Origin of the sequence: Roseisolibacter sp. H3M3-2 (assembly GCF_029211165.1) — a bacterium.
Taxonomy (GTDB): Bacteria; Gemmatimonadota; Gemmatimonadetes; order Gemmatimonadales; family Gemmatimonadaceae; genus Roseisolibacter.
In genome coordinates, this window is record NZ_JARGEK010000790.1 from 1 (window position 1) to 570 (window position 570).

1 protein-coding gene is annotated in these 570 nt (G+C 78.6%); it reads right to left on the bottom strand.

Features of this window, described 5'->3' with window-relative positions:
* Positions 1-130: 130 nt before the first annotated feature.
* The coding region (locus PYV61_RS26420; RefSeq protein WP_275836872.1) for a hypothetical protein at positions 131-570 on the bottom strand (440 nt) is incomplete at its 5' end.

A 570-nucleotide genomic window follows, 5' to 3' on the forward strand; every position in this document is an offset into this window, starting at 1 on the left:
CGCCGCCGCGAGCGCGGCGCCCGCGGGGCCGCCCGCGCCGCCGCGCGCGTACGCGCCGTCCCGATCCGTCCGCGGTCCCGCATCATCGCCACTCCTCTCGTCACGTCGTCGATCGTCTGCTCGGGTTGCGTCAGTAGCCGTTCACGCGCGCGCCCACCGGCAGCGTGCGGCCGAGCTGCCGCAGCGTCGACTCGCGCACGTCGTAGGTCGTCAGGTACACCTGGTTGAGCACCGGGTCGGCGGGCGCCACGCTCAGCGCCTCGCGCACCCGCGGCATCACCTCGTCGAGCGCGGCGAGGCGCGCCTGCAGCACCTCGGGGCTCCCCACCGTCGCCGACGGGTCGTGCTCGGCGAGGTACGCGGCCGCGCGCTGGTAGTCGCGCTGCGCCGCGCCGAGCACGCGCGAGGCGTGCGCCACCGACTCGAAGCTCGACGCGCCGGCCGTCAGCAGCGCCGTGCCGGCGTCGGCGACGGCGTCGCCCGTCAGGTCGGCGGAGGCGTCGGCCGCCTGCGCGACCGGGGCGCCGCGCGCCGCGTCGGCGAACGGGAGCGCCGGCGCACCGACGCTCG